The 24,530-nt window shown below is 68.2% G+C and carries 19 protein-coding genes; 16 read left to right on the forward strand and 3 right to left on the reverse strand.

Features of this window, described 5'->3' with window-relative positions; all coding sequences use genetic code 11:
- Positions 1-177: 177 nt before the first annotated feature.
- The 16 genes from AC3EUJ_RS15635 (at position 178) to AC3EUJ_RS15710 (ending at position 17,398) form a co-directional block, all read left to right on the forward strand.
- Entirely contained in the window at positions 178-1,443 is a 1,266-nt protein-coding gene (locus AC3EUJ_RS15635) for a cation:proton antiporter (protein WP_431961819.1), read from the forward strand.
- Positions 1,430-1,888 carry a CBS domain-containing protein gene (locus AC3EUJ_RS15640; RefSeq protein ID WP_431961820.1) on the forward strand — a complete coding sequence of 153 codons (459 nt, stop codon included), beginning with the start codon at positions 1,430-1,432 and terminating at the stop codon, positions 1,886-1,888. The genes AC3EUJ_RS15635 and AC3EUJ_RS15640 overlap by 14 nt, the downstream gene beginning before the upstream one ends.
- On the forward strand, positions 1,885-3,189 hold the full coding sequence (locus tag AC3EUJ_RS15645) for an ArsB/NhaD family transporter (RefSeq protein WP_431961821.1): 1,305 nt from the start codon (positions 1,885-1,887) through the stop codon (positions 3,187-3,189). Before AC3EUJ_RS15640 ends, AC3EUJ_RS15645 begins: the two co-directional genes overlap by 4 nt.
- Before the next feature lie 204 nt (positions 3,190-3,393).
- Positions 3,394-3,555, forward strand: coding sequence for an ATP-binding protein (locus AC3EUJ_RS15650; RefSeq protein WP_431961822.1), 162 nt, complete (start codon positions 3,394-3,396; stop codon positions 3,553-3,555).
- Between the two features lie 273 nt (positions 3,556-3,828).
- A complete protein-coding gene (locus AC3EUJ_RS15655; RefSeq protein ID WP_431961823.1) occupies positions 3,829-4,320 on the forward strand; it encodes a MarR family winged helix-turn-helix transcriptional regulator in 492 nt (163 codons plus the stop codon).
- Between the two features lie 382 nt (positions 4,321-4,702).
- Positions 4,703-6,463: a chloride channel protein gene (locus tag AC3EUJ_RS15660; RefSeq protein WP_431961824.1), complete on the forward strand. Its 1,761-nt coding sequence runs from the start codon at positions 4,703-4,705 to the stop codon at positions 6,461-6,463.
- Positions 6,464-6,942: 479 nt separating this feature from the next.
- Positions 6,943-7,032, forward strand: coding sequence for a K(+)-transporting ATPase subunit F (gene kdpF, locus AC3EUJ_RS15665; protein ID WP_016434100.1), 90 nt, complete (start codon positions 6,943-6,945; stop codon positions 7,030-7,032).
- 9 nt (positions 7,033-7,041) lie between these two features.
- Entirely contained in the window at positions 7,042-8,706 is a 1,665-nt protein-coding gene (gene kdpA / locus AC3EUJ_RS15670; protein WP_431961825.1) for a potassium-transporting ATPase subunit KdpA, read from the forward strand.
- On the forward strand, positions 8,703-10,838 hold the full coding sequence (gene kdpB, locus AC3EUJ_RS15675; RefSeq protein WP_431961826.1) for a potassium-transporting ATPase subunit KdpB: 2,136 nt from the start codon (positions 8,703-8,705) through the stop codon (positions 10,836-10,838). Before kdpA ends, kdpB begins: the two co-directional genes overlap by 4 nt.
- A gap of 5 nt (positions 10,839-10,843) precedes the next feature.
- On the forward strand, positions 10,844-11,455 hold the full coding sequence (gene kdpC / locus AC3EUJ_RS15680; protein ID WP_431961827.1) for a potassium-transporting ATPase subunit KdpC: 612 nt from the start codon (positions 10,844-10,846) through the stop codon (positions 11,453-11,455).
- Positions 11,456-11,564: 109 nt separating this feature from the next.
- On the forward strand, positions 11,565-12,248 hold the full coding sequence (locus AC3EUJ_RS15685) for a response regulator (protein WP_431961828.1): 684 nt from the start codon (positions 11,565-11,567) through the stop codon (positions 12,246-12,248).
- Between the two features lie 41 nt (positions 12,249-12,289).
- Positions 12,290-14,824, forward strand: coding sequence for a sensor histidine kinase (locus AC3EUJ_RS15690; protein WP_431961829.1), 2,535 nt, complete (start codon positions 12,290-12,292; stop codon positions 14,822-14,824).
- Positions 14,825-14,965: 141 nt separating this feature from the next.
- Positions 14,966-15,841 carry a potassium channel family protein gene (locus AC3EUJ_RS15695; RefSeq protein WP_431961830.1) on the forward strand — a complete coding sequence of 292 codons (876 nt, stop codon included), beginning with the start codon at positions 14,966-14,968 and terminating at the stop codon, positions 15,839-15,841.
- 323 nt (positions 15,842-16,164) lie between these two features.
- Positions 16,165-16,716: an RNA polymerase sigma factor gene (locus AC3EUJ_RS15700; RefSeq protein ID WP_431961831.1), complete on the forward strand. Its 552-nt coding sequence runs from the start codon at positions 16,165-16,167 to the stop codon at positions 16,714-16,716.
- Positions 16,713-17,210, forward strand: coding sequence for a transmembrane transport protein (locus AC3EUJ_RS15705; protein ID WP_431961832.1), 498 nt, complete (start codon positions 16,713-16,715; stop codon positions 17,208-17,210). Before AC3EUJ_RS15700 ends, AC3EUJ_RS15705 begins: the two co-directional genes overlap by 4 nt.
- A 50-nt stretch (positions 17,211-17,260) precedes the next feature.
- Positions 17,261-17,398, forward strand: a complete 138-nt coding sequence (locus AC3EUJ_RS15710; protein WP_431961833.1) for a hypothetical protein — start codon at positions 17,261-17,263, stop codon at positions 17,396-17,398.
- 139 nt (positions 17,399-17,537) lie between these two features.
- Here the strand turns inward: AC3EUJ_RS15710 and AC3EUJ_RS15715 are convergent, their stop codons facing one another.
- The 3 genes from AC3EUJ_RS15715 to AC3EUJ_RS15725 all read right to left on the reverse strand — a co-directional run bounded on the left by AC3EUJ_RS15715 (position 17,538) and on the right by AC3EUJ_RS15725 (position 24,293).
- Positions 17,538-18,302, reverse strand: a complete 765-nt coding sequence (locus tag AC3EUJ_RS15715) for an SDR family NAD(P)-dependent oxidoreductase (protein ID WP_431961834.1) — start codon at positions 18,300-18,302, stop codon at positions 17,538-17,540.
- A 193-nt stretch (positions 18,303-18,495) separates the two neighbouring features.
- Entirely contained in the window at positions 18,496-20,961 is a 2,466-nt protein-coding gene (locus AC3EUJ_RS15720) for a SpoIIE family protein phosphatase (RefSeq protein ID WP_431961835.1), read from the reverse strand.
- A gap of 383 nt (positions 20,962-21,344) precedes the next feature.
- Entirely contained in the window at positions 21,345-24,293 is a 2,949-nt protein-coding gene (locus AC3EUJ_RS15725; RefSeq protein WP_431961836.1) for a S8 family serine peptidase, read from the reverse strand.
- Positions 24,294-24,530 lie beyond the last annotated feature (237 nt).

Genomic DNA, 24,530 nt, shown 5'->3' on the forward strand with positions numbered 1-24,530 from the left:
ACGAGGCGACCAGGGCATCTGCGACATTCGAGCTTGTCATCTGGGTCACCGTGCCGAAGTCGACATCAAAGTCTCGTATGAGGAACGTATGAATCAGGTAAGGTGCCCTGCGGTGTGCCGGGAAGTCTGGTCGGCGAACAAGGGATGTTTCTCTTCGTCGATCGGGGGCGGTTTTTCGTGGTGCTCGTGCTGGTGTTCGGGGCCGCGCTGTTGGTGGCCGTGTTGCTGTCCGGTCTCGCGGCGCGCTCGGTGCTCTCGACCTCCCTCCTCTTCCTGCTCGGCGGAGCTCTCGTCAGTGACGGCTTCCTCGGAGTGATCCACATCACCCCGGACAGCGGGATCGTGGCGGTGACCGCTGACCTGGCCTTGTTCGCCGTGCTGTTCACCGACGGGATGCACGTCTCGTTCCCGGCGCTGCGCGGGGCCTGGCGCAACCCGGCACGCGCGCTGGGAATCGGGATGCCGCTGGCGCTGCTCGGCATGGCGCTGGTCACGCACTTCCTCGCCGGTCTGGACTGGACGACGTCGTTCCTGGTGGGCGCGGTGCTGGCACCCACGGACCCGGTTTTCGCATCGGCCATCGTGGGTCGCAAGGAGGTGCCGGCGCGGCTGCGCCAGTTGCTCAACGTCGAAAGCGGCGTGAACGACGGCCTGGCCCTTCCCGTGGTGCTCGTCCTGATCGCGGCCGCGGGGCCGACCGCGGCATCGGCCGAGGCGGACCTGGGCAAGATCGGGCTCGAACTGATCGGCGGTCTGGCACTGGGGATCACACTGCCTCTGGCCGTCGCGTGGCTGGTCCGCTTCCGGCTCCTGGGCGCGGAACCCAAGCTCCAGCCGCTGTTGCCCCTTGCCGTCGGCGTCATCTTGTACGCGGCCTGCCATCTGACCCACGCCAACCCCTACCTGGCGGCGTTCTCGGCCGGTGCGGTGTTCGCCTCCGTCTCCCCGGAGAGCAGGGAAGCGTTCGAGCCGCTCGGCGAGTCGCTGGCCGAGCTGGCCAAGTTCGCGGCCCTGCTCGTTTTCGGAGCTCTCCTGACGCCCGGTCTGTTCGGTGACCTTTCGCTCGGCGGATACGCCGCGGCGGTGCTGGCGATCGTGCTGATCCGTCCCGCCTCCCTGCTCGTGTCCCTGCTCGGCAACCGGACCATCGACAGGCGGGAGAAGCTGACCGCCGCCTGGTTCGGCCCGAAGGGCTTCGCCTCCGTCGTCTACGGACTCCTGGTCCTGCAGTCCGGCATCCCCGAGGGCCAGAAGGCCTACACGCTCATCGCGGTGTGCATCGCCTTCTCGATCATCGCGCACAGCAGCACCGACGTACCGATCGCCCGGATGTTCGACGTCGAGGACCTTGTGGGTATTCCGGACGATGATGTGGCCGAGGACGAAGACCGGAAGCCGCTGCCCGCGGCCCGGAAGGAGGAGACCGGCCATGCGCGCACGTGACCTGGCGGTGGAGTACCCGTCGGTGAGTCTGGACAGCGACACCTTGGACGCGGCACGGCTCCTGGCCGACCGCCATCTGCCAGGGGTGCTGGTACTCAAGGAGGACGGCACCCCGCACGCCATCCTGCCCGCCTCACGTCTGGTGAAGCTGCTGGTCCCCGACTATGTGATCGAGGACCCGACACTGGCGGCCGTGGTGGACGAGAGGCACGCCGACCGGCTGTGCCGGGCACTGTCCGGCCGGCCCGTCCGCGACGCCCTGCCCAAGGAACGGCAGATCCCGCCGGTGTGCGACCCGGACGACACCGCGCTGGAGGTCGCCGCCCTGATGGCAAGGGAGCGCAGCCCGCTGGTGGCAGTGGTGAACAAGGACAAGGCGGATGCCCGGCTGCTCGGAGTGATCACCGCGGCCCATCTGCTGGAACGACTCCTCGGGGTGACATGAGCAACTGGCACAGCTGGGCGGCGATCGCGGTGTTCGCCGGCACCTACGTCCTGATCATCAGCGAACGCGTCCACCGTACGGCCGCCGCCCTGGGCGGTGCCGCGTTGATGCTGCTGATCGGGGCGACCGACGACAAGACCGCGTTCTACAGCGAGCACTCGGGCGTCGACTGGGACGTCATCTTCCTGCTGCTGGGCATGATGGCGATCGTCGGTGTGCTGCGGCAGACGGGTGTCTTCGAGTACCTGGCCATCTGGTCGGTGAAACGGGCCCGCGGCAAGCCCTACCGGGTGATGGCCATGCTGATCGTCATCACCGCGCTCGCCTCGGCGCTCCTGGACAACGTCACCACCGTCCTGCTGGTCGCCCCGGTGACGCTGCTGGTGTGCGAACGCCTGGCCCTGCCGGCCGCGCCGTTCCTGATCGCCGAGGTCTTCGCCTCCAACGTCGGGGGCACGGCCACCCTCGTCGGCGACCCGCCGAACATCATCATCGCCAGCCGTGCCGGACTGACCTTCAACGACTTCCTCGTCCACCTGGCTCCGATCGCCGTCGTGCTGACCGGCGTCCTCCTGGTGCTGTGCCGCCTCATGTTCCACAGGTACTTCATTTACGACGAGGAGCGGGCTGCCGAGATCATGGAACTGGAGGAGCGTGAGGCGATCCGCGACCCCCGGCTCCTCGTGCAGGGGCTCGGCGTGCTGGCCCTGGTCATCGCCGGCTTCGTCCTGCATCCACTGCTGCACTACGCGCCGAGCGTGGTGGCGCTGCTGGGCGCGGGTGTCCTGGTACTCGTCTCCCGGGTCGAGACGAATGAAGTACTGAAGGAGGTCGAGTGGCCCACCCTCGCCTTCTTCGCCGGTCTGTTCGTCATGGTCGGCTCGCTGATCGAGACCGGCGTCATCGGCGACCTCTCCGGCGCTCTGGCGGATGCCCTCGGAGGCAATGAGCTGAGCGCGACCATGGGGCTGCTCTTCGGCTCTGCGGCGCTCTCTGCGGTGGTCGACAACATCCCCTACGTCGCCACCATGGCTCCCGTCACCGCGGACCTTGTCAAACATCTGGGCGACGCCCCCACCGGTCAGCACGTGCTGTGGTGGGCCCTGGCGCTGGGCGCCGACCTCGGGGGAAACGCCACCGCGATCGGCGCATCCGCCAATGTCGTCGTCCTCGGCATCGCCGAACGCAACCGCCAGCCCATCAGCTTCTGGACCTTCACCAAGTACGGCCTGATCGTCACCGCCGCCACAGTGGCAGCATCGGGGGTGTACCTGTGGCTGCGCTATTTCGCCCTTTCCTGACGACGCGCCGGGGAGTCCCCTGCGGCTTCGGGAGAGGAAGAGCACTTCGGGGATGACTGGCGTCATCGGGGCTCTCCTTCGTGGATACCCCCGGCTTCAGCCGCGCTGAAAGACCGGCAGGCATCGGTTCCCCTGCCCGTGAGGAAGAGCGCCGCCTACGAGGGACGGAGCCGGTCCATCGGTGAAGCACGTGAGTTTGCACACGTGTTCCTCAGCGAGGCGCAGGCCGTCCACATTTCCCCTTCATCGATGGCCATGGCGCAACTCGTCGTGAGCGAGCTGGTGACGAACGCGTGCAAATACGCTCCGGGTCCGTTCCTCCTGGAGCTGGAAGTCGACGAGGAGGTGCTCGCGGTCACCGTGTGAGACACCGACCCCAGCCTCCCCGCGGCTTTGGGAAGCGACCCGGGCCGGGTGGGACGGCTTGGGCTGGAGATCATCCTCGCCGTTTCCCGAAGTGTCGACGCCCGCCGCGAGCCGGTGGGCAAGCGCATCACGGCGCTCCTCGGCCTTACCGGGGATCCAACGGACCTGCTCTGATCGCCGCCGCGTCTCGTACCGCGTCGGCACAGTCCAACAGCATCGTCTCAATCAGGGGTATACAGCGCGCCTACCGAGCCGAGCGGTAGAAATGACCCTATGGCCGCCAGCACTCCTGCATCCGAATCCGACGCCGAGGCGATGGTCAGCGCCCTGCTGACGGCGTCCCGCCTGCTTGTCGCGGTGTCCGCTCGCTCGCTTGCCGCTGTCGAGGACGCTCTGACGCTGCCGCAGTTCCGCATGCTGGTGGTCCTCGACACTCGCGGGGCACTGAGCCTGTCGCAGCTCGCCACCGAACTGGGCGTGCAGCCCTCCACCGCGATGCGCATGCTCGACCGCCTGGAGGCGGTGCACATGGTGGTGCGCGGCTATCTGCCGACGGATCGGCGGACCAGCGTCATTTCCCTCACCGACACCGGACGACGGACCGTGCGCGAGGTCACCGAAGGACGCAGGTCCGAGATCGCCCGGATCGTCGAGGCGATGCCGGCCGGCCAACGGCGCCATCTGATTCGTGCCCTGCAGGCCTTCACCGAGGCGGGCGGCGAGCCCTCCGTGGCCGAGGGAGCGCCATTGCACATCGGCTGGTAACGCGCTGGTCGTGTCAGCCGCAGGCCTGCCGACACGCGGTGCCCTCTCCTGTGAACTGGCCACCGACAGCCACGACCCAGCGGCTCCACGGATCGCCTCTGAGTCCGTCTACTGATCCACCGCATCGACGAAGTTGAGCGGATCGCCACCAGCGGTGACCACGCAGCATGCCGCTACCGATGCATCCGGACCGAAGCCTCGACGGCCGGCCGCGCTCAGGAAGCGGATGCGGCCCCACATAGTCGTCAACGCCTCCAGGAGGCGGCAGACTCTCCACGAGCACTTCGGCGCACAGCAGGATGACAGCCGAGCCGCCCACGGATTGCCTAGACAAACTTTGCACTGTCGAAATCATAGGCACACACACTGCTACCTTTGCATCATGCAAAGAACTCGGGTCGGGAGCAGGCGCAGCAGGGCGCAGTGGGACCTGGTCGTACTCGCCCTGATCGTCGGATTGGGTGCCGGGCTGGGGGCAATCGCCTTCCGGTGGCTGATCCGAACGTTCACGTGGTTGTTCAGCGGCCACCAGGACTACGCGGCGGCAGGTCGCGCGGCGCACCCGCACTTGCCCTGGCTGGGACCCTGGTTCGTCCTGCTCGCGCCGGTGGCCGGAGGCCTGCTGTACGGACCCCTGGTACAGCGGTTCGCCGAGGAGGCCCGCGGCCACGGGGTGCCGGAGGTGATGTACGCCGTCGCACTGCGAGGCGGACGCATCGCGCCGCGGGTGTCCGTGGTCAAGGCCCTTGCGTCGGCTCTGTGTATGGGCTCCGGTGGTTCGGTCGGCCGGGAGGGCCCGATCGTGCAGATCGGATCAGCTCTGGGTTCCGCCCTCGGTGGCGTCCTGAAAGTCCCGGAGAGCCGAATGCGCATGCTGGTGGCCTGCGGCGCCGCCGGCGGTATCGCGGCCACCTTCAACGCGCCGCTGGCCGGGGTGTTCTTCGCGATGGAGCTGATCCTGCGCGATTTCGCCGTGGAGTCATTCGGCGCGGTGGTGATCTCCAGCGTCACCGCAAGCGTCGTCGGCCGGGCAGCTTTCGGTGACACGGCGTTTCTTGCACTGCCCGCCTTCCATGTCGACAACCTCGTCCAGTACCTCCTGTTCGCAGTCCTCGGTGTGGCTGCCGGCGTGGTCGGCCTCGGCTTCACGCGTGTCCTGTACCTGGTCGAGGACGCCTGCGACTGGGCCTGGCGCGGGCCTGAATGGCTTCGCCCGGCCGCCGGCGGCCTGCTGCTGGGCGGAGTGCTACTGGCGCTGCCGGAGATGTACGGAGTCGGCTACCCGGCGCTGGAGAACGCCGTCGAGGGCCGCTACCTCATCGGCTTCGTGCTGCTCCTGCTCGTGGGCAAGGTTCTCGCCACGAGCCTCACCATCGGCATAGGCGGTTCCGGAGGGGTCTTCGCACCGAGCCTTTTCATCGGCGCCATGACCGGGACCGCCTTCGGCATTCTCGTCCACCACCTCAGCCCTGCCATGGGAGGCAACGCCGGCGCCTACGGGCTCGTCGGCATGGGGGCGGCGTTCGCGGGCGCCGCGCGCGCTCCGATCACCGCGGTGGTCGTACTCTTCGAGCTGACCGGCGAATACTCGATCATCCTGCCGATGATGCTGGCCATCGTGCTGGCCACGCTGACCAGTCGCGCCCTGTCCCGCGACACCATCTACACCTTGAAGCTGCGGCGGCGTGGAATCGACCTGGATCAGGCACATCACGACTCCCCGTTCGCCGCCGTGTCCGCCGGCCACGTGATGGAGCCACTGCCGACGCCCCTGCCGGCCGACACGCCGCTCCCGCAGGCCGCCGACTCCCTGGCACTGTCCGGGCACGGCGCCCTGCCGGTCACCGACTGCGAGGGCCGCTACCACGGAGTCGTCACGGCCCGCGCCGTGGCCGAGGCGCTCGCCGTGGCGCGGACAGACCTCAGCCAGAGCCCTGTAACCGTGGAGGATCTGACGGAGGTGCCGCAGGCCGTCACGGATGGGACGCCGCTGTCCGCGGCGTTGCACGCCTTGGTCACCGCCGACGGCACAGGACTGCCCGTACTGGACCACGGAAGCGGCAAGCCCGTCGGCTGGCTCACCCATCAAGCGGTACTGGGAGTCACCGCGACAAACGGGATGTGGTCCCGGCCTATCAGGTAGTAGTCCTCGGCACTGCCGTCCGTCTCCAGACCGCACAGGCGCATCAGCCGCCGCGCAAGGCGAGAGTGCCGCGACGCAGTACTGCCGGGGTCCGAGGGGCGACCCGTTGGTGATCTCGGCGATCAGACTCCGGTACGGCTCCGGAAGCACGACCCTGTGCTCGGATTCCCACACCGAGACGCCATCGTGTCCCAGTGCCAGCTCCCGCCACTCCGTCTCAATGGCGCAGCGCAGGAACTCAAGCGCGGTGCTGCGGCGGATGTGGGGCATGCCGTATGAGATACGTCAAAGCTGCTGGGGTTGCCGTATAGGGGGCGTTAAGGCGGCTGAAATGCGACTGGGTGGATGGGTTTCCTATACGGGTCCGATCCATCTTCGAACTTGATCCAGGAGCTTGCGATGGCCGATGTGGCCTTCGTCGTCGCCACGGTCGCGGTGTTTGCGCTGGTGGCTCTCGTCGCCAAGGGGGTGGCGAAGCTGTGACCGCCGAGAACATCGTCGGCTTGGTCGTGGCGGTTGCCCTGCTGGGCTACCTCGTCCTCGCCCTCATATTTCCGGAGAGGTTCTGAGCCGCCACCATGAGTCCGGTACTTGCTGACGTGCTCGTGGTGATCGCGCTGATCGGCGCGCTTGCCCTCGTGCACCGTCCCCTCGGCGACTACATGGCCGCCGTCTTCCAGTCCGAAAAGCACCTGCGTGTCGAGCGATGGATCTACCGCTCGGTGGGTGCGAATCCCGACGTCGAAATGCGCTGGCCCGCCTATCTCCGTGGCGTGCTGATGTTCTCCGCGGTGAGTGTGCTGTTCCTCTTCTTGCTGCAGCGGGTTCAGGACAAGCTGCCGCTCTCGCTCGGCTTCAAGCCGATCAGCCCTGATCAGGCGTTCAACACGGCCGCCTCGTTCGTGTCGAACACGAACTGGCAGTCGTATTCGGGTGAGGTGGCGATGAGCCATGTCACCCAGACGATGGGCCTGGCGGTGCAGAACTTCGTCTCCGCGGCGGTCGGTATCGCCGTGGCGGTGGCCCTGGTGCGCGGGTTCGCCCGGTCCCGAACCGGAGAGCTGGGCAACTTCTGGGCAGACTTGGTGCGCTGCACCATCCGGATCCTGATCCCGATCTGCGCGGTGGCCGCCGTCGTGCTGATCGCGGCTGGTGCCATTCAGAACTTCGGGGACGTCCACTACGTCACCACATTGACCGGTGACAAGCAGGCGATCAGTCCGGGTGCCGTGGCTTCGCAGGAAGCCATCAAGGACCTGGGGACCAACGGTGGCGGCTTCTTCAACGCCAACTCCGCACATCCGTTCGAAAACCCCAATGGCTTCACCAACTGGCTGGAGATCTTTCTCCTGCTGGTGATCCCGTGCTCGCTGCCGCGCACCTTCGGCCGGATGGTCGGCAGCGTGAAGCAGGGCTACGCGATCGTCGCCGCGATGGGAATCATCTGGTTCGTCGGCGTGGTCGCGGTGACCTGGATCGAGTATGCCCACCCCGGCACCGCCTCACAGTTGGCGGGCGGTGCGATGGAAGGCAAGGAGCAGCGGTTCGGCGAGGGCAACTCCTCGCTGTTCGCGGTATCCACCACGATGACCTCGACGGGTTCGGTGAACTCCTTCCACGACTCCTACAGCGGACTGTCCGGCGGAGTGCTGCTGCTGGGCATGATGCTGGGCGAGATCGCGCCCGGAGGTGTCGGCTCCGGTCTTTACGGCATGCTGATCATGGCGATCATCGCGGTGTTCATCGCCGGGCTGATGGTCGGCCGTACACCCGAATACCTGGGCAAGAAGATCGGCTCGCGTGAGATCAAGCTGGCGGCCTGCTACATCCTGGTGACCCCGGCGCTGGTGCTGGTGGGCACTGCGGCGGCGATGGCGCTGGGCAAGGGTGAGTCGTCGATGACGAACGTGGGCCCTCACGGTTTCTCCGAGGTGCTGTACGCCTATACGTCGGCGTCGAACAACAACGGGTCGGCGTTCGCCGGTTTCGCGGCAAATACCGAATACCACAACACGATGCTGGGCCTGTGCATGCTGCTGGGCCGTTTCGTGCCGATGGTGTTCGTGCTGGCGCTGGCCGGCTCACTCGCGGAACAGAAGCCGGTCCCGGTCACCGCGGGCACGCTGCGCACTGAGAAGCCGCTGTTCACCGGTCTGCTGGTGGGCTCAATCATGATCATCACCGGTCTGACGTTCTTCCCGGCGCTCGCGCTGGGCCCGCTCGCGGAGGGGTTGGCGTCATGACCACCCGCACGCCGAAGACAGAGACAAAGAAGCAGGACTCCATGGCCACTCCCACCCTCGCGCCCCATCAGGACGCGCCTACCGGGCACAAGCCCGGCGGGCGGGTCGGCGGCGGCCTCTTCGACCCCAAGCAGTTGGTCCAGTCACTGCCGGATGCCGTCCTCAAGCTCGACCCACGGGTGATGGTCAAGTCGCCCGTGATGTTCGTGGTGTGGATCGGGTCCGTGCTGACCACCGTGTTCTCCTTCAGGAACCCGGCCGACTGGTTCGGCTGGGCGATCAGTGCCTGGCTGTGGCTGACCGTGGTCTTCGCCAACCTGGCGGAGGCCGTCGCCGAGGGCCGCGGCAAGGCCCAGGCCGACACCCTGCGCCGGGCCAAGACGGACACCGTCGCCCGCCGGTTGGCGGACGGCGCCGAGGAACGCATCCCGGGAACGGAACTGCGCGTCGGCGACCTGGTGGTCTGCGAGGCCGGCGACGTCATCCCGGGCGATGGTGATGTCGTGGAGGGTGTCGCCTCGGTCGACGAGTCGGCGATCACCGGTGAGTCGGCGCCGGTCATCCGGGAGTCCGGCGGTGACCGTTCGGCGGTCACGGGCGGCACGAAGGTGCTGTCCGACCGCATCGTCATCAAGATCACGACGAAGCCGGGAGAGACCTTCATCGACCGGATGATCGCCCTCGTGGAGGGCGCGGCCCGGCAGAAGACGCCCAACGAGATCGCGCTGAACATCCTGCTGGCCTCGCTGACCATCGTCTTCCTGCTGGCAGTGGCCACCCTGCCGCCGTTCGCCGACTACGCCGGTTCCAAGCTCGGCATCGTCGTGCTCGTCGCGCTGCTGGTCTGCCTGATTCCGACGACGATCGGCGCCCTGCTGTCGGCGATCGGCATCGCCGGCATGGACCGTCTGGTGCAGCGCAACGTGCTCGCGATGTCCGGCCGCGCGGTGGAGGCGGCGGGCGACGTGTCCACTCTGCTGCTGGACAAGACCGGCACCATCACCCTGGGCAACCGCCAGGCGTCGGAGTTCGTGCCAGTACGTGGCACCACCGAGGCGGAGGTCGCCGATGCTGCCCAGCTGTCGTCGCTGGCCGACGAGACGCCCGAGGGCCGCTCTGTGGTCATCCTCGCCAAGGAGAAGTACGGGCTGCGCGAGCGCCACCAGGGCGAGCTCGCCAACGCCGAGTGGATAGCGTTCACCGCGCAGACCCGCATGTCGGGCGTCGACGTCGACGGCCGCCAGGTCCGCAAGGGTGCCACTGGCTCGGTCATCGCCTGGGTGAAGGAACACGGCGGCACCGTCGCCGAGGACGCCGGACAGATCACCAACCGCATCTCCGCTGCGGGCGGCACCCCGCTGCTCGTCGCGGTCAAGGACGCCGAAGGTGCCCGTGTGCTCGGCGTGATCCACCTCAAGGACGTCGTCAAGGAGGGCATGCGGGAGCGGTTCGACGAGCTGCGGCGGATGGGCATCCGCACGGTCATGATCACGGGTGACAACCCGCTGACGGCCAAGGCGATCGCGGACGAGGCGGGTGTCGACGACTTCCTGGCGGAGGCGACGCCCGAGGACAAGATGGCGCTGATCAGGCGCGAGCAGGCGGGCGGCAAGCTGGTCGCGATGACCGGTGACGGCACCAACGACGCCCCGGCGCTGGCCCAGGCCGACGTGGGCGTGGCCATGAACACCGGCACCTCGGCCGCCAAGGAGGCCGGGAACATGGTGGACCTGGACTCCAACCCCACCAAGCTGATCGAGATCGTGGAGATCGGCAAGCAGTTGCTGATCACGCGGGGCGCGCTGACCACCTTCTCCATCGCCAACGACGTGGCGAAGTACTTCGCGATCATCCCCGCGATGTTCGCGATCGTCTACCCGGGCCTGGACAAGCTCAATGTCATGCAGCTGTCCTCGCCGGACTCCGCGATCCTCTCCGCGGTCATCTTCAACGCGCTGATCATCATCGCCCTGGTCCCACTCGCCCTGAAAGGCGTCCAGTACCGGCCGGTCAGCGCCGACAAGATGCTCCGCCGGAACCTGACGATCTACGGACTCGGCGGCCTGGTCGCCCCGTTCATCGGCATCAAGCTGATCGACCTGCTCATCTCGCTCATCCCCGGGATCGGGTGAAGGACATGAATACCTCTCTTGCGAACTCTGCCCGCATGGCATGGGCCGCGCTGCGCATGCTGCTCGTCCTCACCGTTGTGACCGGGATCGTCTACCCGGTCGTCGTCACCGGCGTCGGCCAAGCGGCCTTCCACGCCAAGGCCAACGGCTCGATCGTCAAGACCGACGGCAAGGAGGTCGGCTCCAAGCTCATCGGCCAGAGCTGGAACATCAACGGCACCGACAGGCCCGACCCGAAGTGGTTCCAGCCCCGCCCCTCCAACAGCGGCTACGACCCGCTGTCGACCGGCTCCAGTCAGCTTGGCGCCAGCGACCCCACCCTCGTCAAGAACGTCAAGGCCGCCAAGCAGCAGGTCGCCTCATTCAATGACGTACCCGAGTCGAAAGTTCCGGCCGATGCGGTCACCGGCTCCGCCTCCGCGATCGACCCGGACATCTCGCCGGAATACGCGGACATACAGGTCCAGCGGGTGGCCACGGCGAACGGGCTCTCCGTCGCCCAGGTGCAGAAGCTGGTAAAGGACCACACCACCGGCCGCACCCTCGGCTTCCTGGGCGAGTCACACGTCAACGTCCTGGAGCTCAACCTTGCCCTGAGGCAGCTCGCCGAGCAGTGACCGGCTCATCGACAACCACGGCCGGGAGCCGGCGGACCGCACACCGGACCCGCCGGCTCCCGCTGTCACCCCCACTATCTGCCCACCGACAAAGGAAGGTCTCAGGCCGATGACCCGGGTGCTGGTGGTGGAGGACGATCCCCAGCTCGTACGAGCTCTCGTGATCAACCTGCAGGCCCGACAGTACGGCGTCGATGCAGCACCCGACGGCGCCACAGCGCTGCGTCTGGCCGCAGCACGTCAACCGGACATCATCATCGTCGACCTCGGGCTACCCGACATGGACGGCGTCGATGTCATCCGCGCCCTGCGCGGCTGGACACGCGTACCCATCCTCGTGCTGTCCGCGCGCACGGCCTCCGACGAGAAGGTCGCAGCCCTCGACGCGGGCGCAGACGACTACATCACCAAACCGTTCAGCATGGACGAACTGCTGGCCAGGCTACGCGCCGCCGTGCGGCGCACCGAGCCTGCACCACTCACGCCTGAAACAACCTTGGTCAAGACCGGCGCCTTCACCATCGACCTGCTCGCGAAAAAAGCCACCCGGGACGGCCGGGACATCCGGCTCACCCCCACCGAGTGGCATCTACTGGAAATCCTGGTGACCAGCCCCGGCCGACTCGTCACCCACAAGCAACTGCTGCAGGAAGTCTGGAGCGAGTCCCATCGCGACAAGACAAACTACCTGCGGGTCTACATGGCCCAGCTGCGCCGCAAACTGGAAGCCGATCCTGCCCACCCCCGCCACTTGATCACCGAGCCGGGCATGGGCTATCGGTTCGAGGCGTGACAAGCCCGGCACGCGACCGCAGAGACGAAAAGACGATAAACATGACACGCGGCAAGCTTCGGATCTACCTCGGCGCGGCACCGGGCGTCGGCAAGACGTACGCGATGCTCTCCGAGGCACACCGGCGTGTCGAGCGAGGCACGGACTGCGTGGTGGCCTTCGTAGAGCACCACGACCGGCCGCGCACCGAAGTGATGCTGCACGGCCTGGAGCAGCTCCCGCGCAAAAGGCTGCAGTACCGGGGCGCGAGTTTCACCGAGATGGACGTCGACGCAGTGCTGGCCCGCCAGCCGAAAGTAGCACTGGTCGACGAACTGGCCCATACCAACATCCCTGGCTCACGCAACACCAAACGCTGGCAGGACGTCGAGGAACTTCTCGCTGCCGGCATCGACGTCATCTCCACCGTCAACATCCAGCACCTGGAGTCCCTCGGAGACGTCGTCGAGTCGATCACCGCGATACGGCAAAAGGAGACAGTGCCCGACGAGGTCGTACGACGCGCCGACCAAATCGAACTGGTCGACATGTCACCCGAAGCGCTGCGCCGCCGCATGGCGCACGGCAACATCTACAAGCCCGACAAGGTGGATGCGGCCCTGTCGAACTACTTCCGGCCCGGCAACCTCACCGCCCTGCGCGAGCTGGCGCTGCTGTGGGTGGCCGACCGAGTCGACGCGTACCTCAAGCAGTACCGCAGCGAGCACCGCGTCTCAAAGATCTGGGGCTCGCGGGAACGCATCGTGGTGGGCCTGACCGGCGGCCCGGAAGGGCGCACCTTGATCCGGCGCGCGACCCGGCTGGCGGAGAAAGGCGCCGGCGGCGAGGTGCTGGCGGTCTACATCGCCCGCAGCGACGGTCTCACCTCGGCCTCACCAAAAGAACTGGCCCTCCAGCGCACCCTCGTCGAGAACCTGGGGGGCACCTTCCACCACGTCGTCGGCGACGACATCCCGGCAGCCCTGCTCGCCTTCGCGCGCGGCGTCAACGCCACCCAGATCGTCCTCGGCGTCTCACGCCGCAAGAGCTGGCAGTACGCCTTCGGGCCGGGCGTCGGCGCCACCATCGCCCGGGACTCCGGCCCCGACCTCGACGTGCATCTCATCACCCACGACGCGGTAGGCAAGGGCCGAGGTCTGCCCATCGCGCGCGGCGCCCGCCTGGGCCGCGCACGGATCATATGGGGCTGGCTCGCAGGCGTCGGCGGCCCGGCACTGCTGACCCTGCTCCTGACCCACGTCGACGCCAACCTCGGCCTCACCAACGACATGCTGCTGTTCCTGACGCTGACGGTGGCGGCGGCACTGCTGGGCGGCCTCCTGCCGGCGCTGGCCTCTGCGGCGTTCGGCTCAATGCTCCTGAACTGGTACTTCACCCCACCAGTCCACCGGATCACGATCGCTGACCCCAAGAACATCCTCGCCCTGGTGATCTTCGTGGCGGTGGCCGCGTCCGTGGCCTCCGTCGTCGACCTGGCCGCCCGGCGCACACACCAGGCAGCCCGGCTTCGCGCCGAGTCGGAGATCCTCTCCTTCCTCGCGGGTAATGTGCTCCGGGGCGAGACCAGCCTGGAGGCCGTTCTGGAACGGGTCCGGGAAACGTTCGCCATGCAGTCCGCGACTCTGCTGGAGCGCGAGAACGAGACCGCGCCATGGACCGTGGCCGGCAGTGTGGGCCCCGGTGCTTCCAGCGAACGCCCAGAAGACGCCGACGTCGACGTGCCGGCCGGCCACCACATGACGCTGGCCCTCTCCGGCCGGGTCCTGCCGGCAGAGGACCGCCGCGTCCTGGCCGCATTCGCAGCCCAAGCCGCCGTAGTCGTGGACCGCCAACGCCTGCAGCAGGAAGCCGACCAAGCCAAGCTGCTGGCCGAGGGCAACCGCATGCGCACCGCCCTGCTGGCCGCGGTCAGTCACGACCTGCGCACCCCCTTGGCCGGCATCAAAGCATCCGTCACCTCCCTGCTGGCGAACGATGTGGCCTGGTCCAAGGAGGACCAGGCCGAACTCCTCACCGGCATCGAGGAAGGCTGCGACCGCCTTGACCACCTGGTCGGCAACCTCCTCGACATGTCCCGGCTCCAGACCGGAACCCTCGCACCAGTGATCCGCGAAGTGGACGTGGACGAAGTCGTTCCCATGGCACTGGCCGGCGTGCCGGAGGACACCGTAGAACTGGACATCCCCGAGACTCTGCCCATGGTCGTCGTGGACAAGGGTCTGCTGGAGCGGGTCGTCGCCAACGTCGTGGAGAACGCCGTGAAGTACAGCCCTGGCAGGGGGCCCGTACTCGTATCCGGAAGTGCTCTGGGAGACCGAGTCGAAATCCGCATCGTAGACCGGGGCCCCGGCGTCCCCGACGAAGCCAAGGAACGCATCTTCGAACCCTTCCAGCGCTACGGCGACGCCCCGCGAGGTAACGGTGTCGGCCTCGGCTTGGCCGTCGCCCGCGGCTTTGCCGAAGCCATGGGAGGCACCTTGCACGCCGAGGACACCCCCAGCGGCGGCCTCACCATGGTCCTCAGCGTCCCGGCAGCCGGGCGCACACCGCAGAAGGCACCGGATGCGACGGTGTAATTCCGTTCATGAAGGACACTGACCAGCAACAATATCCCCGAGGTAGGGCTGCCCGGACAGATAGTCGAGACGGCGCCGTCATCGGCGGTGGAGTCGCTGTGCTCGCCGACTCCCGCTGCACCCGCAACGTCGGGAGGTCGCATGAAATGGCTGATCACGCTGGTCGGCGCGGGAACCGTCGGGATCATCCTGAGGGATGTGTTCCACACCTTGTGGCACCCCACTCGTCACGGAGGTCTGAGCCGGTTCGTCATGACGGTCCTGTGGAGGCTTTCTTCACGGCTCAGTACACGCCGACGGCAGGCAGGGCTCGCAGGACCGCTCGGCATGGTGACCGTAGTGGCGATGTGGGCCAGCGGCGTAACCCTGGGGTGGGCGCTGATCTACTGGCCACACCTACCAGACGCCTTCTCCTACGCAACCGGCCTGGAACCCACCGAACATGCCGGCTTTGTGGACGCCGTATACGTCTCCCTGGTCACCCTGGCGACATTGGGCCTGGGTGACATTGCACCGACCGCCGGATGGCTGCGCATCGCCGGGCCCCTGGAAGCTCTGGTGGGGTTCGCCCTACTGACCGCGACGGTCTCCTGGATCCTGGGCATCTACCCGGCTCTGGCACGACGGCGGGCTCTCGCGCTGAAAATCTCCCATATTCGAACCACCGACCCCACCAGCGATCAGCTGGACTCCGGCAGCGGCGCCATCCTCCTCGCAGGGCTGGCAACGGAGGTCGGTCGGATCGGCGTAGACCTCCTGCAGTACGCCGAGTCCTACTACTTCCACGACGGTCAGGACACCACATCCCTAGCCGTCCACGCCGAGTACGCGACCGAACTTGCCCAGCGCGGGTGTGCCGCCCACCGTGCTGACGTCCATCTCGCCGCCAACATCCTCACGGCTGCCCTCGACGATCTCGCAGCCGTCCTGGAGCAACGCTTCCTCCACACTGCCGGCACCACCCGCGAGATCTTCCAGGCCTACGCCCGCGATCACGGAGGCGTACCGGGGACATAGCCGCAGTCACGAATGATCAAGGGTTGTCTCCAGCCGGGTGCAGCGCCACCACCCGCTACCAGCACCGGTGAGATGGAAGCGGTGCTGCCACGTAAGCCGATGTGCCCGAGCCGACTGCTGGGATCATTTGAGGTCGGCGACGCCTGAAGACCGCGGGGCCGCTGCGTGGCAGAAGCAGCCCCAGCCCCACAGGCGGATCGCCCGGGCGATGAGCACCCCTGTCCCACTCAGCCGGCTCCTGACGCGTCGCTCCCGTTCGTGAACCTCCATGCCCCGAATACCGACTGTCTTGGTGATGGGAGACCGTGGACACGGGAGGTGCGGTGAGCGGTGGCGGGCGGCGCGACGAGCTGCTGGTGGTGCGCTGCCAGCTCGGGGAGCGGGAGGCGTTCCGTGACCTGGTGCGCGTCTGGCACGCCCCGTTGTGGCGCTATGTGCGGGGCATGGTCGGCGCGCCGCACCTCGCGGACGATCTCGCGCAGGAGGCTTGGGTCGCCGTGCTGCGCGGGCTGCCGGGACTGCGGCAGCCCGAGCGGTTCGCCCCGTGGCTGTTCACCATCGCCCGGCGCACGGTCACCGACCACCTCCGGCAGGCGTACCGGGCTGTGGAGACGCCGGTGGAGGAGGCCGGTGCCGTGGCCGTCGGCGACGACGACACCCTCAGCGGCGTGCTGACCACGATGCAGGTGGAAGCCGGCCTCAACGGGCTGCCACCCCTGGAGCGCGAAGTGCTGATCCTCTTCCATCTGCAGGACCTGCCCCTGGCTGCCTGTGCGGAGGTGCTCGGGGTACCACCCGGCACCGTCAAGAGCAGACTGCACCGCGCGCGCCGCATGTTGCGGAGCGTCCTTGCCGAGAGGGGATACGAGACATGAGCGAGCAGGACCCCGCAGCTCGGCGGGATGTGCCCAGGGAACTCGAGCGCGCGCTTGCCGCGGAGGCCTCGCTGGGCTCCCGGATGCGCCACGTGGCCGTGGGACTGGCGGGAGCATCTGGGGCGGCACTGGTCGCGGTGCTCTGGGCCACCGAGCCGCATCCGCTTCCCGCGCGCACCCAGGCCGTCTTCGCCGCACTGATCGCCATCGGGCTGGCCTGGGCCGCCTTCGCCACCTGGGTGCTGAGCAGGCACCGACCGCTGTTCGCCCAGGACCGGGTGCTGGGAGCGCGGCTGGCGCTCCTGGTCACCGTGGTGACCGGCACGGCAGGGACAGCACTGGCCGCAGCACGCTCCACCGCGGCCGGGACACTGGCCACCGCCCTGACGGGTGCCGTCCTCGTCGCCGCAGCGGCACTCGTCCTCTCCCGGGCCCGGCGCCGCCGCCGCGAACTCCTGCGGCTACGGGACGCGCTGCGACGGGAAACCCCCTGAACCCCTGAAATCCATCCGTCCGGACCCGTCCATGGCTCAAGGAGGCCACCGTGAACTGCAAGATCCCTCCAGTCGGCCCGCTGGCTCTCGTTCTACGCCTCGGCGGCGCGGGCAAGCGCACCCTCTTCCTGGCCACCGTGCTGGCGGGCACAGCTTTGCTGATCGGGATCGGCCTGCTCCTTGCCTGAGCCCTCGAGCGGGCCACGCTCTGGGCAGCGTAGGGGGCTATCCGCAGTTCGGGGTCGCCCGTGGGTCCGCGTCACCAGGGGCGTACGTCCGCCGCGCCATCCCCTCACAGCTCCCACGGCGCCCGTGCGTACAAAGGCGTCAGGTGTTCTCCAGGCCTCCATCGACGGTGAGGACTTGGCCGGTGACCCATTCCACAGCCGGATCCGCAAGTCGGACGACCCAGACGGCGAGTTCCTCCGGCCGACCTCGGCGCCCCAGCGGGATGCGGGCGGCTTCGGCATCCTTGATCTGCTGGACCTCGGCCGGGGAGAGGCCGGAGGCTGCCAGAGCGCTGGTCTCGACGGGCCCCGGAGCGACCGCGTTCACCCGGATCCCGTCCGGTGCCAGCTCCAGTGCCCAGCTCCGGGTCAGGTGCTCGATCGCCGCTTTCGAGGCGCCGTAGTGGCTGGCCAGCGCGAGCGGGCGGTGTCCGAAGGTACTGGCGATGTTGACGATCGACCCTCGTGACTTCTGCAGGTACGGCGGCGCGGCGCCGGCCAGCAGACTGGGGGCGGTGACGTTGGTATCGAGGATCTGTTTGACGCCGTCGTACGTCACCTCGTGCAATGGCATCGACATGAAGACGCCGGCGTTGTTGACCAGGACGTCCAGGCGACCCCATCGGTCCACGGCGGCTCGGACGATCGCCTGGTGGGCCTCCCTCTCTGTGACGTCGCAGCAGATCGTCTCGATGGACTCATGGGCGTCGGCCAGCTCGGCGAGGGCTTGCTCATTGCGGCCGGCACCAAGGACGGCCGCGCCCGCGTCGGCGAAGGACACGGCGACCGAACGGCCGATACCCGATCCAGCACCGGTCACGATCACGACTCGGCCGGTGAAGTCGACTGCGAGGTGATTCGACACGATGAAGCCTTTCAGTTCGCAAAACGTGGAACTGCCGGATCGCCCGGCCCTGCTTCATGCCGCGCTTGAGGCTGTGAGCCTTCGGCATCGCGTCGCGGGCCGGTGCGCGATCCCCCCGTCCCGCACCCGTGCTGACGTTCCGGACCTGATGGACGGTCACGGTACGACGGGTCCCCATCGGTGAGATCTGGCTTCACGCCCTCCCCGCGTGGCGCCCTGCGAGGCCTGCTGCATCCAGGTCCTCTTCGGCCCAGACGACCTTGCCGCTCGGTGTCGCGCGGGACCCCCATCTGCGGGACATCTGGGCGACGAGGAACAAGCCGCGACCGCTCTCGTCACCGGAGCCCGAGCGACGCAGGCGCGGGCAGCTGACACCGGCGTCTGATACCTCGCAGGTGAGGACCTTGTGCTGGATCAAGCGCAGACCGATCGGGCCGCTGCCGTGGCGTGCGGCGTTCGCAACCAGTTCGCTGACGATCAGTTTCGTCGGATCCTCAAGGTCTCCCAGACCCCATTCCGCCAACTGCAGCGCTGCCAAGTGCCGGGCACTGCGGGCGGCGGTCGGGTCGCCGGGCAGCGTCCAGGAGGCGACCTTGGCCGGGCTGAGCGAGTGGGTGCGGACGAGGAGGAGCGTGACGTCGTCCGCAGGCGCCCGGCCAGGGACGATGTCCATCGCGCGGGCGCAGAGGTCTTCCAGGGAGCGTCCCGGTTGTGCCAGGGCGGTGCCCAGACGGCGCATTCCGTCATCGATGTCGTGGTCGCGGGTCTCGATCAGGCCGTCGGTGTACAGGGCGAGGAGACTCCCCTCGGGGACTTCAAGCTCTACGGCCTCGAACGGGGCGTCCACACCAAAGCCGAGGGGGACCCCAGCGGGAAGGTCGGGGAAGGTCACCTGGCCGTGCGGGTCTATCACCGCAGGCGGGGGGTGCCCGGCCCGTGCCATGGTGCACCGGCCGGTGGAGGGGTCGTAGACCGCGTAAAGGCAGGTCGCACCCATCAGCGAGGGGGGCTGGGCGTACTCCTCGGCCAGTCTCTGCACTGTGTCGTCCAGGTGGGTCAGCAGCTCATCGGGGGGCAGCTCCATGTCGGCCAGCGTGTGCACCGCGGTGCGGAGCCGGCCCATGGTCACGGCGGCGTCGATGCCGTGTCCGACCACATCACCCACGACAAGGGCCACGCGAGCGCCGGACAGCTCGATCACGTCGAACCAGTCGCCGCCGACACCGAGGCCGGTGTCCGCGGGCAGATAGCGCGAGGCGACCTCGACCGCCGCGCCGCCCCGCACACCCTGAGGGAGCAGACCGCGCTGGAGCTCGAGAGCCGCGCCGCGCTCACGAGCGTGCTGGCGGGCGCTGTCCAGCGACAGCGCCGCGCGACTCACGAGCTCTTCGGCGAGGAGCAGATCGGTCTCCTGGAACGGCGCCGGATCCTCTGTGCGGACGAACAACGCCACGCCCAGCATGTCACTCTGCACACAGATGGGCACGACCATGACCGAGTGCATGTTGTTCTCGCTGATCTTCCGCGCCCGGGTCGGGTCGTGGTCGGTCCATCTGCCGGGAGCAGCGTCCAGGACCGGCTCCAGATAGGGCCGCCTGGTGCGCAGGGTGTCGGCGAGCGGTGAGGAGGCAGGCACGGGAATCACCTCACCGCGCGCCCATGGGGACTCGGGCACCCCCTCGCGGATGGACGCGAGCCCGGCCCGGCGCAAAACAGGGAGGCCATGCCCCATCGGTACGGTGCCGTCCGCCGCCCCCGCACGGAACGGAACCGACTGCTCCAGGTCGACGGCGACGAAGTCGGCGAAGAGAGGTACGGCGAGGTCGGCCAACTCCTGACTGGTGCGCATCGCGTCCTGTGTCGAGCCCAGACGGGTGCTGCGCTCACTCAGGATGGCGAGCCGCTCGCGCGCCCGCCGGCTTTCGGTGGCATCGACACTGACGGCGCACACCCCCACAACGCGGCCGTCGGCACCTTCGAGGCACGAGTAAAAAGCGGTGACCGTGTGCTCACCGGCAGGACTCGTCGGCAGCCGGGTCTGGTACTCGTGGATGCCAGCCGCGCGGCTGCGCATGACCTGCCGCGTCACCGCCTCGCGGCCGGCTGCCTCGGAATCGGGCAGCGCCCCTGTGAACCGACGGCCGAGCCGCCGATGGCGGGGGACACCGTCCAGCATTTCCATCGTGTCGTTCACCCAGGTGCAGCGCAGCCGCGTATCACGAACGACGACGCCGATCGGCGCGCGGCTGATGAGTGACTCCCGCACCGACCCCTTGGCCGCCGCCCAGGAAAGCTTGCCGACCTCGGTTACGGACACCAGCCAACGAACCGCTCCTCCCTGTCCCCACAGCTTCGAGATCCGCAGGCTCACGTTGAGTAGCCGGCCGTCTCGGTGGAGCAATACCGCTGTGCCCGACCAGCCGTTTCTTGCACGACAGTGGTCGATGAACTCCGCTATTCCCGAGGCTTCTGCGGGAGATGGCAGCAACATCGCGGCGGATCGGCCGACTACTTCCCGGGCGGCGTATCCGAGCAGCCGCTCAGCAGCCTGAGTCCATCCGACGGCCGTTCCCTGTTCGTCGAACATCGCGTTCGCCGATTCCACGCCCTCCTGCGTATTCGCGGCATTGCCGAGCGTCGTCTTCTGGTTCCTGGTCATCGAGTCCGTGTCCTCTCGGCAGAGACAGGGTGATTCGAGGTGCGGCAACACGACACGCGCCTCACCGGGCAGTGGACCCTCACGGTGGTTGATTCATCACCGTTTGCACCTTTTGAGTCTTTGACCGGACGGGACTTCGATCTGTGACACGGCCGTCCGCGATGTCTGGCTCTCGGCCACGCCGAAACGGCGAGGTCGAGGTGAAGCAGCCCGTACTCGCCACCGGCCACGCAACAGGTTGGCTGGAAGCGAGCAAAGGAGGCCAGCTCTGACCGCAGCAGTTGCGGGAGCCACTCCGCCGCGCGCTGACGCCGGGGGCCGGCCTTCCTTCGGGAAGGCCGGCCCCCGGCTCGGCATGAAAGGGTCAGCACATCGGTCTGCGGTCAGCGGGAACTGATCAGCAAGCCGGGTACGACGGTTCGGCCGGTGCGGAACTCGGTGTACGCCCACTGCTCGACGTCGGGCTGCGGACCCACGGGGTTCAGGGTCACCTGTGAGGAAGCGCCCCGCTCCACCTTGGCAGGTGCGGTCAGGGTGGCGTTGTGCCGGTCGGTGTTCCCGGGGATGACGGTCACCCCGAGCCGGTAGGGAACGTCGGGCGAGGTTGCCGTCTGGGCGTGTACGTAGGCGGTGTAGACGCCGGGCTCGGGGAAGAACCGTACGCTGCGCTCGCTGCTGTGCCACGAGGCCCAGCTTCGATCGACCAGCTTGCCGTCCTTGTAGAGGTAGAGGTCGAGATTCGTGTCGGGGTCGTCCGAGGCCGTCTGCACGATCAGTCCGGCCGAGCCGCGCGGCACGACGATCCTCGTGCCTTGAGTGCCCACCCCGCCGGGGGAGAAGACGCCGCCGCTGACGGTGGTCGTGAGCTGCTTGTCCGTCCAGGTAACGGGGATGTACCCGGTGGTGCGGCCGGCCAGCGGTCCGGTGAAGCCCGGTTCCAGGAATCCCTGGCCCTGGCCGCCGGTGCGGCCGAACTCGATTCCCGTGTCGTCGTACGGCCGCGGCGTGAAGCCCCACGGTCGGCCGGCGACTGTCAGGCGCACGCGGTGCCTGGCGCTGCTGAAGACGAGTGAGCCGGTGCTGTAGCGGTCCCAGGTCGCGGTTCCGCGCTCCAGGGTGATGGTCACCGTGGCGGTGGCTCCGGGCTTCACCGAGATCGTCCGAGGGCTGACCGCCACCTTCATCCCGGCGAGCCCGTCGACGTGCGCCGTGTACGTCTCGGTGCGCGTGCCGACGTTGGTCAGCCGTCGCGTGAGCCGCACCGGCTTCGTCCCGTCGTACTCGCGCAGCGCGATCGACGGCAGGTTGATCTCCTTGCCGTCCGGAGTCGCCGCGGCCGCGAAGGTGGTCAGTTCGGCCGCGGAAGGCTCGATCACCAGGCCGGGGTCGTCGGCGGACGAGGTCTGCGGCATGCCCGAGCCCTGGCGGAGGGGGCTGGCCGTGCCCTGGGTGTCCGTGGCGGTCGTCCGCAGTGCCGAGGCGGTCGCGCCGGGCGACCACTTCGGGTGCCGGGTGCGCAGCAGTGCGGCCATGCCGGCCACGTGCGGGGCTGCCATCGAGGTGCCGGAGTAGGCGTCGAAGAGGCGCCCGCCGCCCATCGGCGACACCGCCGCGACCACGTCGATGCCGTCCGCGACGAGGTCGGGCTTCTGGAGTCCGGTGTGCGTCTGGTCGGGGCCGTAGGACGAGAGTCCGGCCACGCTCGGCAGTCCGACGAGGCTGCTGCCGTCCCCGCCCTGGGCCAGCGAGGCGGTCCCGTCGGTACGGTGCGCCCACAGGTAGTTGAAGAGCTTGCCCGCCTGTTCGGCGCTCCACAGGTAGACGGTCGGGAAGTCGTAGATCACGTTGAGGCGCGCGTTGCCGGTCGACTGGAACAGCACCACGCCGACACCGCCGGCGGCCTTGACCGTCGCCACCGCGTCGACGGAGTCGATGAAGTCGCAGGCCACGATCTTGCCCTTGACCTTGGCGGGGTCGAGACTTCCGGACCAGCAGTACTGCGCGCCGTCCTCGAGTGATCCGGCCTGGTCGGCGAAGACGATCGGTGTGCTGCGACGGGACGGCAGTTGGTCCATCGAGGTGCCGACGATGCGGGTGCCGTCGCCGAGTCGTACGGTCGCCTCGTGGGACCGCTCCACGGTCGCGCCGACCGTGGTGACCCAGGGTTCGGCGTTGCTGATCATCCCGGACATGCCGTCGTTGCCGGCGGACGTCGCGACGAAGACCCCGGCGAGGTACGCGTTGAGGAAGGCGTTCCCGATCGGGCTGTTCGGCTGGTAGTCCCCCATCGCCGTGCCGACCGAGTAGTTGATCACCTGGACGCCGTCGGCCACGGCCGCGTCGATCGCCGCGATGATGTCGGCGTCCGTGCCCGAGCCGCCCCACAGTGCCTTGTACACGGCGATCCGAGCGTCGGGCGCCACTCCGGAGATCGCGCCGTAGTCATGCCCGAGGACCATCGCGTGCTTGACGGGAAGACCCGCCGCGGTGGAGGCGGTGTGGGTGCCGTGTCCGTACATGTCCCGGGGCGAGAGGCTCTCCCCCTCGGGCAGCGATCCGTAGGCGCTGAGCCACCCGTCGGCGAAGTACCGTGCTCCGACGATCTTGCCGTTGCAAGCGGTGGCGGGGAAGTCCCTGCTGGTCTGGCAGGTGCCGTGCCAGCCCGCGGGCGCCGCCATGGTGGCGGCGAAGGAGGCGCTCTCCGGCCAGATTCCGGTGTCGATCACACCGATGACCACATTGGAGCCGTGGACCGGTTTGGTCCGCGCCGCCGTCGGCGCCGCCGTCCGCGCCGGCGCCTGTGCGGTGTGCTGCGCCGCTTGCGTGGTCGGGGTTGTCGCCGCGTCGGCCTTCACGAGACGGGCCGGGGTGACCGCCGCGACGCGCGGGTCCTTGGACAGCTTGCCGGCCTGCGCGCTGGTCATTTTGACGGCGAAGCCGTTGAAGGCGGTCGTGTAGGTCCGCTGAGCCCGCACACCGAAGTCGCCGAGTACGTCACGCTGCGCTTCGCCCAGGTGCTGCCGGTACTTCTCGGCCGCGGCCGAATGAGGCTGGAGCTCGTGCCCGGCAGCCGGCCTCGTCGCCGCGAGTCCCTTGACGCCGCCCGTGTACGAAGTGACGGGCGCTTCCCGCAGTCGCACGACGTACTGCCCCTTGATGGTGCCGGGCTGCGCGGCGGTGTGCAGGGCGCCACCGCCCGTGAGGGCGGCTCGGGAGTGGTCGTACTGGCCCAGCTTCAGGTCCGGCAGCGGAGCGCCGGTCTGTGCCGCGGCCGGCCCGATGTTCCCCAGGCCGCCGACGATGGTGGCGAATGCGGTGATTGCCGACGCCACGATTATTCGGCGTCGTCGTCGAAGGCTCGCGCTTGTGACCACGAGTCTCCTCCCATGAAGTCAACGGTGTGAATGCCCGTCACACCCAACCTCCAAGCGATTACGAGAAGATCACATTCGAATGACGATCCGTCTCGCCCGGCGTTGGCGAGGCCGTCTGACGGGGGATTTTTCCCTGCTGCGGCGCGGTGAGTCCCCCGCGACGGGAGCGGCGCCCGGTCGGTCGCCGAGGTACGG

Source organism: Actinacidiphila sp. bgisy160 (assembly GCF_057707815.1).

What these genes read in the sequence shown, in the direction of transcription:
- AC3EUJ_RS15645 (WP_431961821.1), top strand. Translation starts at nt 1,885, where the DNA reads ATGAGCAACTGGCACAGCTGGGCGGCGATCGCGGTGTTCGCCGGCACC.
- AC3EUJ_RS15660 (WP_431961824.1), top strand. Translation starts at nt 4,703, where the DNA reads ATGCAAAGAACTCGGGTCGGGAGCAGGCGCAGCAGGGCGCAGTGGGAC.
- AC3EUJ_RS15690 (WP_431961829.1), top strand. Translation starts at nt 12,290, where the DNA reads ATGACACGCGGCAAGCTTCGGATCTACCTCGGCGCGGCACCGGGCGTC.
- AC3EUJ_RS15720 (WP_431961835.1), bottom strand. Translation starts at nt 20,961, where the DNA reads ATGACCAGGAACCAGAAGACGACGCTCGGCAATGCCGCGAATACGCAG.
- AC3EUJ_RS15705 (WP_431961832.1), top strand. Translation starts at nt 16,713, where the DNA reads ATGAGCGAGCAGGACCCCGCAGCTCGGCGGGATGTGCCCAGGGAACTC.
- AC3EUJ_RS15695 (WP_431961830.1), top strand. Translation starts at nt 14,966, where the DNA reads ATGAAATGGCTGATCACGCTGGTCGGCGCGGGAACCGTCGGGATCATC.
- kdpB (WP_431961826.1), top strand. Translation starts at nt 8,703, where the DNA reads ATGACCACCCGCACGCCGAAGACAGAGACAAAGAAGCAGGACTCCATG.
- kdpA (WP_431961825.1), top strand. Translation starts at nt 7,042, where the DNA reads ATGAGTCCGGTACTTGCTGACGTGCTCGTGGTGATCGCGCTGATCGGC.
- AC3EUJ_RS15640 (WP_431961820.1), top strand. Translation starts at nt 1,430, where the DNA reads ATGCGCGCACGTGACCTGGCGGTGGAGTACCCGTCGGTGAGTCTGGAC.
- kdpC (WP_431961827.1), top strand. Translation starts at nt 10,844, where the DNA reads ATGAATACCTCTCTTGCGAACTCTGCCCGCATGGCATGGGCCGCGCTG.
- AC3EUJ_RS15685 (WP_431961828.1), top strand. Translation starts at nt 11,565, where the DNA reads ATGACCCGGGTGCTGGTGGTGGAGGACGATCCCCAGCTCGTACGAGCT.
- AC3EUJ_RS15655 (WP_431961823.1), top strand. Translation starts at nt 3,829, where the DNA reads ATGGCCGCCAGCACTCCTGCATCCGAATCCGACGCCGAGGCGATGGTC.